The sequence below is a fragment of the Streptomyces sp. NPDC056452 genome, assembly GCF_042796085.1.
Classification (GTDB): Bacteria; Actinomycetota; Actinomycetes; order Streptomycetales; family Streptomycetaceae; genus Streptomyces.
On record NZ_JBHTRI010000028.1, the window covers coordinates 113,105 to 120,661 of the forward strand.

Sequence of the window (7,557 nt, forward strand, 5' to 3'; positions counted from 1 at the left end):
CGGTCCCGCAGCATGCTGAGCGGGTTGTGCTCAGCGCACCCGTTCCACATCCACGTCGGACGCCTTCACGAACGCGATCCGGTGCCCGATCTGCACCGTCAGGTACTTCTGCGCGCCGGAGAAGTAGGTGTGGTCGTACGGCTTCGACGCGTCGATCGTCGGCGCGTAGTAGTAGCCGGTGGGCGCCGCACCTCCGCCGGGGAATGCCTGCCCCGCCTTGATCGTGTACACGAGCGGTGTGCCCACCGTCGGCTTGACGAAGTCCGAGGGGTACTCCCCCTTCTCCGGGTAGGCCACCCCGTACACCGGAACCTCGGTCCTGCCTGCCTTCGGCTTGACGACATGGCCGGACGTGGGAACGGTGACCCGGGTACCGCCCGGGGTGCGGAACCACGCCTTCTGTCCGTACCACCAGATCGCCGTCCAGCCCGGGGCCCGTTCCGCGACGACGGCCTGCTGGGTGGCGCTGATCTTGCTGCCCCAGTCGGCTGCGCAGTTGGTGCCCGCCGAACCGTCCGGGTGCAGCCCCGGGTCGGAGAAGAGCGGCGCGTCGTCGGAGGGCCCGGTGTGCAGCGGGACCGCGCTGCTCCCCTGGAGCGGCAGGTCGACGCCCTTCTCGCAGTCGCGAAACGCCTGCTCGTTCCTGGCGAAGTCGGGGCTGACCGTGACCAGTTCGCTGTCCTTGGGGGCGCTGGGCACGACGGGTCTGCCGAGCAGCGCCATGAAGCGGTTCCAGTCCCAGTACGGGCCCGGGTCCCAGTGCATGTTCCTGGTACCGGCCGCACTGGTGGGCGGCACACCGTCGTGGCCGATGATGTGCTGCCGGTCGAGCGGAATGTCGTACTTCGCTGCCAGGTGACGCACGAGCCTGGCCGTCGACCGGTACATCTCCGGGGTGTACCACTTGGCGCCCTCGGCAGCGACCCCCTCCTGCTCGATGCCGATGGAGTGGGTGTTGAGGTACCAGTTGCCCGCCTGCCAGGCGACGTCCTTGTTCTTCACCATCTGGGTGACGTGGCCGTCGGCCGAGCGCACCACGTAATGGGCGGAGGTCTGGTTGAGCGGGTTCTGGAAGATCTTCAGGGTGGTGTCGTAGTCGACCTCGGTGTCGTGCAGCACGATGAACTTGATCGCGTTGCTGTGCGGCCGGTCGGAGGTGTCGTAATTGCCGTACGTCTCCTTGTCGGCCGGATCGCCGGTCTGCTGGTAGGCCGCCGGTACCCAGTCGCAGTGGAGGCTGCGCGGGCATTCCGGCCGTACCGCGTCCGCGCCGGCCTGCGTCGCGGGGGCAAGAAGTGCGACGCTCAGCGCTCCCGCGGTGGTGAGTGCGAGTGCGAGCCTGGTCCTCTGTTTGGACGTCATGACAACCCTTCCTGGGCCGGGCTTACCGGAGCCGTTCCTGGGATGATCTCTGCGTTCCGCCGTCGGCGGACACTCTGTGACGTGAGGTGTTGGTGAGTCAAGAGCACAGTGGGGCACGGGGTCTGAGCTTGTGTGACTATTTCGGGCCGCGCGTGCCCCGGATGGCCGAGGGGTAGTGCTGCCGCCGACAGGACCGGTCCGAGCGGACCGGGCGGAGTTCTCGAAAGGCCGACGCACACATGGCACAGCCCTTCTCCCTGCCGGACTTCTATGTGCCGTATCCGGCACGTCTCAACCCTCATGTGGAGGCTGCCAGAAGCCATACCCGGGAGTGGGCGCGCGGGATGGGGATGCTCGAGGGGTCCGGCATCTGGGAGGAGAAGGACCTCGAGTCCCATGACTACGCGCTGCTGTGCGCGTACACCCACCCCGACTGTTCGTCCGAGGCCCTGTCCCTGGTCACCGACTGGTATGTGTGGGTCTTCTTCTTCGACGACCACTTCCTGGAACTGTTCAAGCGCACTCCGGACCGCGAGGGTGGGAAGCGGTATCTGGACCGGCTGCCCGCCTTCATGCCGATGGAGCGGGGAGCAGCGACGCCCGAGCCCACCAACCCGGTCGAGGCGGGTCTCGCCGACCTCTGGGCCAGGACCGTGCCGGCCATGTCCGACGCCTGGCGGGCCAGGTTCGCCGAGGCCACGGAGAATCTGCTCAACGAGTCCTTGTGGGAGCTCGCCAACATCAATGAGGGCCGGATCGCGAACCCGGTCGAGTACATCGAGATGCGGCGCAAGGTGGGCGGCGCCCCCTGGTCGGCGGGGCTGGTGGAGTACGCGGCGAACGCCGAGGTTCCGGCATCGCTGGCCGATTCGCGGGCACTGCGGGTGCTGCGGGACGCGTTCTCCGACGGAGTCCACCTGCGCAACGACCTGTTCTCCTACCAGCGTGAGGTCGAGGACGAGGGCGAGAACAGCAACGGAGTGCTGGTCCTGGAGAAGTTCCTGGGCTGCTCCACCCAGGAGGCGGCCGAGGCGGTCAACGATCTGCTGACTTCGCGGCTCCAGCAGTTCGAGAACACGGCCCTCACCGAACTCGGGCCGCTCTGTGCGGAGAAGGGGCTCACCCCCGAGGAGACGGTCGCCGTACTCGCGTACGTCAAGGGGCTCCAGGACTGGCAGTCGGGCGGCCACGAGTGGCACATGCGCTCCAGCCGCTACATGAACGACGGCGGTACGGACGGCGCTGTGCCCGGTTTCGGAATGGCGGCCGCCTCCATCCGCTTCACGCCCCGTTCGGAATCGGCCCGGCTGCGCAGCCACACCCATGTGCCGTACCGGCACGTCGGCCCGTCCCTGCTGCCCGACTTCGACATGCCGTTCACCACGACACCGAGTCCGCACCTGGACGGCGCCCGGGTACGGATCGTGGACTGGTCGCGCCGGATGGGGCTGCTGGAAGCTCAGCCGGGTGTGCCGGGTTCGCACATCTGGGACGAGGAACGGCTTGTCGCGACCGATCTGCCGCTCTGCGCCGCGGGCCTGCACCCGGACGCCACGCCGGACGAGCTCGATCTGTCATCGCAATGGCTGACCTGGGGTACGTACGGCGACGACTGGTTCCCCGTGGTGCACGGCCGGACGCGTGACCTTGCCGGGGCCCGCCTGGCCAACGAGCGCCTGTCCCTCTTCATGCCCTTGGACGGCGGTTCGGTGCCGGAGCCGGTCAACGCGCTCGAGCGGGGGCTGGCCGACGTCTGGCGGCGGACCGTGGAGCCGATGGACGTGAGCGGGCGCCGCACGTTCCGTGAGGCGGTCGAGTCGATGACCGCGAGCTGGCTGTGGGAGCTGGCGAACCAGGCGCAGAACCGGATCCCGGACCCGGTGGACTACGTCGAGATGCGCAGGGCGACGTTCGGCTCGGATCTGACGATGGGCCTGTGCCGGCTGGGTCACGGCAGGAAGGTGCCCGCCGCGGTCTACCGCAGTGGTCCCCTGCGCTCCCTGGAGAACGCGGCGTCGGACTACGCCTCCCTCGTCAACGACCTCTTCTCGTACCAGAAGGAGATCGAGTACGAGGGCGAGGTGCACAACGGCGTCCTGGTCGTGCAGAACTTCTTCGGGGTGGACTATCCGACGGCAGTGTCGATCGTGGACGACCTGATGAATTCGCGGATGCGCCAGTTCCAGCACATCGCCGAGCGCGAACTCCCGGTGCTGTACGACGACTTCGCTCTGGACGCGGAGGCGCGGGAGGTTCTCGCGGGCTATGTCGTGGAGCTGCAGCACTGGATGGCGGGGATCCTGATCTGGCACCGCGACTGCCGGCGCTACCGGGAGCAGGATCTGCGGCGGGGCACCGGTGCCCCGTGGCATCTCAGTGGTCCCACGGGGTTCGGGACGTCGGCGGCACGGGTGACGCAGCTGCTGACCTCGCAGGGACGTTTCAGCCCTGCTGGAAGAGCTCCGCGGGCAAGGGCTTCAGCAGCGCGTACAGGTCGTCCGTGATCGGCCGGTCCCAGCTGGCGATGGTGACCAGCACGCCGTCGCTCCGGTCGAACTGAACGCAGGAGATACGGCTCTCCGAGAGCTTGACCCTGCGCACGATCAGGAGGCCGTCCCCCTGCATGACGGGGACGTCCTCGGTGCCGGTCACCTCGACCGGCTCGTCGTTCTCGAGCGCGAGGAGGAGCTGGGCGACCTCGAAGGGGACCTGGCCCTCCTCGGTCTCGCGGGCGGGCGAACCCTCCGGCAGATTGCCGATGATCATCGCCGGGCCGCGGCCGCCGAACAGGTCGTAGCGCAGGAAGACGCCCTGACAGCTCCCGTCGGGAGCGGGGAGCAGACCGGCGCCGAGGTTGCCCGGCCAGTCCCCCGGGTCCATGGCCAGGACGTCGAAGTCCGGGCCCGCGGGTGTGGCGGCGCTACGGCGGCGGAGGAAGGACATGCAGCCATGTTACGTGTCCCGGCTCACGTTGCGGAGCCGGGCACTCCCTAGCCGGACTCCGCGGCCAGCGCTTCCAGCAGCTCGACGGCTTCGGTCGCACGCGCGTACGGAACGAAGAGGTGGTCGTGGTGGAATCCGGCGACCACATTGCAGCTCACCCCCGCGTCGGTGAGGGCCAGCGAGACCGCGGCGGTCAGGCCGACCGCGTCCAGGGAGGAGTGCACCCGGAGTGTGATCCAGCCGGCGACGAAGTCATGGACCAGCCCGGACTCGAGCGCCTGCGCCTCGGGGACGACGAGGGTCAGCCCTTCGCGCTCGGTGACGGCGACCACCGGGGTCACACCGCCGGGCACCTCACCGTCCGGCACCGTCGTGAAGACGTAGCGGCCCGGATTCAGCTCCGGTCGCATGCCGTGCAGCAGTTTTCGCAGATCGCGCTCGCCGGTCATGGGAGCAACGGTACGGCTCCCGTGTGCGGTGCCGCTCGTGGTGACGGCACCCGCGCGCGCCCGCCGGGGCCCGGCTCACACGAGGTCGAACTCGCCGTCCCGCGCGTTGATGACGAAGGCCCGCCACTCGGCCGGGGTGAAGATCAGCGAGGGGCTGCCGGGTTTGCCGGCGTTGCGCATCGCTATGAATCCCTCCACGAAGGCGATCTGGACATCGCCCGTGCCCTGGCTGCCCGACCGCCAGTCCGCGTTACTGAGGTCGAGCTCCGGCTTGTCCCAGCCGGCGAACTGCTGGCGGCCGGTGGTGCTCTCCGTCACGGCTTCTCCTCCCGCTCGTCGTCCGGCCAAAGCCTAGCCACCGCCGACGGTCCGGGACAGGGCGCGGCGGATCCCGGCGTCACGCGGCGGGCCCGGCGGGCGGCGCGACGAGTAAGCCATTCAGGCACGCCATGTATCCATACGCTCACCTTGCGTGGCAGCGGCGGGTCATCGCCCATAGCTTCAGCTCATGAGGAGAAACCACATCAAATGCCTGGTGGGCATCACTGTCACCACGGCTACAGCGTTGGGCGCGGCAGTGGTCCCGTCCGCGGCGGCCGCACCGAGGGACCTGGTGGTCCACCCCGGCCACTCGATCCAGAAGGCGGTGAACGCCGCGGCACCCGGCGACACCGTCGTCATCCTGCCCGGTACCTATCGCGAGAGCGTCCTGATCACGAAGCCGGGACTGACGCTGCGCGGCACCGACGGCCGGACGGTCATCATGCCGGCAGCCACACCGGCCAAGAAGACCAAGAAGACCAAGACGACCAAGGTCGCCAACACGTGCGCGGCGGACGGCAACGGCATCTGTGTCGTGGGCACGAAGACCCGCACCGTCGACGATGTCCACATCCGGGCGCTGACCCTGTCCGGCTTCAAGAAGAGCGGTATCTGGGCCTCCTGGACCGACGGACTCTCCGTCCGCCGGGTGACCGCCAAGAACAACGGCACCTGGGGCATCGCCCAGGAGCGGTCGACGCGTGCGGACTTCCGGCGCAACACGGCCACCGGCAACGGTGACGCGGGGATCTTCATCGCGAACTCCGTCAGCGAGGAGGGCGGGGCCACCGACACCGGGGGGACGGAGGTCCGGGAGAACACCCTCACCGGGAACCGCATCGGCGTGACCGCCCGGCGGGTCAGGAACCTCCTGATCGACGACAACCGCATCAGCCAGAACTGCAGCGGTGTCTTCGTCGTGGGCGACGAGTCCAAGCCCGCGGCCGGCGCGATGACCATCAGCGGCAACCGGATCATCGGCAACAACAAGTTCTGCGCGGCGACCCCCAGGCTGTCGGCCATCCAGGGGTCCGGCATCGTCCTGACCGGCAGCGAGGCCACGGTCGTACGTTCCAACGTCATCCGGAACAACGTCGGCGCCACCCCGCTCTCCGGCGGGATCCTGCTGTTCAAGAGCTTCGTGGGTGCCCTCAACACGAACAACACGATCACCGAGAACCACGTGCAGGGCAACAAGCCCGCCGACCTGGCCAACCGGGACACCTCGGGAACGGGCAACACCTTCACCAGCAACGAGTGCGGGACGTCCGCACCGGGCGGGATGTGTGCCCGGTGACGGCCGACCGCCGCACCCGGAGAAAGGAGACGGCATGACCACCGTGAGTCCCACCCCCGACACCACCCCTGTGGCATCCACCATCGCCGCGCCCCTCGCCCCCACCGCCGCTCCGGCCCCGCCGCCGGCCATGCGGCTGCGGGAGCTGGCGTTCGGAGCGGCCTGCGCCGCGGCTGTACGGGCGGCGGCCCGGCTGGGCGTTGCCGACGCGCTGGGAGACACGCCCGCCTCGGCCGCGGAGCTCGCCCAGGTCGTCCACACCGAGCCCGTACCGCTGCAGCGGCTGCTGCGCGCGCTGTGCTGCTACGGCATCTTCAGCGAGAACGGGGACGGCACGTTCGTCCACACGGAGATGTCCCGGCTGCTGCGCGAGGACGATCCGAACAGCCTGCGGTACATCTCCCTGTGGTGCACGGAGCCCTGGACGTGGGAGGTCTGGCCGCGGCTCGACGACGCCGTGCGCTCCGGGACGAGCGTCTTCCCCGAGACGTTCGGCAAGGGCTTCTTCGACTACCTCCACCAGGACGCCGGCGAGTCGGCCCATGTGTTCAACCGGGCCATGACCACGTCCAGCATGCAGTCGGCGCGGGATGTCGCCGAGCTCCTCGACCTCACCGGGGTGTCCTCGGTCGTCGACATCGGCGGCGGCCAGGGGCATGTGCTCGCGAGCCTGCTGGAGAAGCACCCCACGGTCCACGGAACGCTCCTGGACCTGCCCGGTGTCGTCGCGAAGGCGGACCCCCGGCTCCGGGACGGCGGCTCACTGGCGTCGCGCGTCTCGATCGTGCCCGGGGACTGCCGTGAGGACATCCCGGTCGAGGCGGATCTCTACATCATCAAGAACATCCTCGAGTGGGACGACGAGAGCACCCGCAGGACCCTGCGCAACGTGGTAGCCACCGCCCGTCCGGGCGCCCGTGTGGTGATCATCGAGAACCTTGTCGACGACACGCCTTCGATGCGGTTCACCACGGCCATGGACCTGCTGCTCCTGCTCAACGTCGGCGGCGCGAAGCACACCAGGGAGAGCCTGCTCGGCCGGATGTCCGAGGCGGGCCTCCGGGTCGGCGAGGTCCGCCCGGTCAACGCGTACCTCCACGCTTTCGAGTGCGTCGTACCGGGCTGACGTCCACGACGTCCGCGGTACACAGAGACCGCCCCGGGTCCGGCACCTAGGTGCCGGAC

At 69.0% G+C, this 7,557-nt stretch carries 7 protein-coding genes; 3 read left to right on the forward strand and 4 right to left on the reverse strand.

The genetic code is table 11. From position 1 onward, the window contains the following. Window positions 1-30: 30 nt before the first annotated feature. On the reverse strand, window positions 31-1,362 hold the full coding sequence (locus ACFQ6X_RS25750; protein ID WP_383184741.1) for an N-acetylmuramoyl-L-alanine amidase: 1,332 nt from the start codon (window positions 1,360-1,362) through the stop codon (window positions 31-33). A 239-nt stretch (window positions 1,363-1,601) separates the two neighbouring features. Between ACFQ6X_RS25750 and ACFQ6X_RS25755 the strand changes: the two genes are divergently transcribed. Further along, the gene (locus ACFQ6X_RS25755; RefSeq protein WP_383184742.1) at window positions 1,602-3,866 is read left to right on the forward strand and encodes a germacradienol/geosmin synthase; all 2,265 of its coding nucleotides are present in this window, start codon (window positions 1,602-1,604) and stop codon (window positions 3,864-3,866) included. Here ACFQ6X_RS25755 and ACFQ6X_RS25760 read toward each other — a convergent pair. From ACFQ6X_RS25760 to ACFQ6X_RS25770, 3 genes are all read right to left on the reverse strand, one after another. Beyond that, window positions 3,805-4,305 carry a hypothetical protein gene (locus ACFQ6X_RS25760; protein ID WP_329214424.1) on the reverse strand — a complete coding sequence of 167 codons (501 nt, stop codon included), beginning with the start codon at window positions 4,303-4,305 and terminating at the stop codon, window positions 3,805-3,807. The two genes, ACFQ6X_RS25755 and ACFQ6X_RS25760, sit on opposite strands and share 62 nt — an antisense overlap. A gap of 47 nt (window positions 4,306-4,352) precedes the next feature. Beyond that, window positions 4,353-4,754 carry an ACT domain-containing protein gene (locus ACFQ6X_RS25765; protein ID WP_383184744.1) on the reverse strand — a complete coding sequence of 134 codons (402 nt, stop codon included), beginning with the start codon at window positions 4,752-4,754 and terminating at the stop codon, window positions 4,353-4,355. Between the two features lie 75 nt (window positions 4,755-4,829). Continuing rightward, entirely contained in the window at window positions 4,830-5,072 is a 243-nt protein-coding gene (locus ACFQ6X_RS25770) for a DUF397 domain-containing protein (protein ID WP_329214420.1), read from the reverse strand. A gap of 190 nt (window positions 5,073-5,262) precedes the next feature. Between ACFQ6X_RS25770 and ACFQ6X_RS25775 the strand changes: the two genes are divergently transcribed. Further along, window positions 5,263-6,372: a nitrous oxide reductase family maturation protein NosD gene (locus ACFQ6X_RS25775; RefSeq protein WP_383184746.1), complete on the forward strand. Its 1,110-nt coding sequence runs from the start codon at window positions 5,263-5,265 to the stop codon at window positions 6,370-6,372. Between the two features lie 34 nt (window positions 6,373-6,406). Beyond that, complete coding sequence (locus tag ACFQ6X_RS25780; RefSeq protein WP_383184747.1) at window positions 6,407-7,498, forward strand: methyltransferase; 1,092 nt, start codon at window positions 6,407-6,409, stop codon at window positions 7,496-7,498. The last annotated feature ends 59 nt before the right edge of the window (window positions 7,499-7,557 follow it).

Excerpts from the sequence above, each read along its gene's own strand:
- ACFQ6X_RS25775 (WP_383184746.1), top strand. The coding sequence starts at position 5,263 with ATGAGGAGAAACCACATCAAATGCCTGGTGGGCATCACTGTCACCACG.
- ACFQ6X_RS25755 (WP_383184742.1), top strand. The coding sequence starts at position 1,602 with ATGGCACAGCCCTTCTCCCTGCCGGACTTCTATGTGCCGTATCCGGCA.
- ACFQ6X_RS25760 (WP_329214424.1), bottom strand. The coding sequence starts at position 4,305 with ATGTCCTTCCTCCGCCGCCGTAGCGCCGCCACACCCGCGGGCCCGGAC.
- ACFQ6X_RS25750 (WP_383184741.1), bottom strand. The coding sequence starts at position 1,362 with ATGACGTCCAAACAGAGGACCAGGCTCGCACTCGCACTCACCACCGCG.
- ACFQ6X_RS25780 (WP_383184747.1), top strand. The coding sequence starts at position 6,407 with ATGACCACCGTGAGTCCCACCCCCGACACCACCCCTGTGGCATCCACC.
- ACFQ6X_RS25765 (WP_383184744.1), bottom strand. The coding sequence starts at position 4,754 with ATGACCGGCGAGCGCGATCTGCGAAAACTGCTGCACGGCATGCGACCG.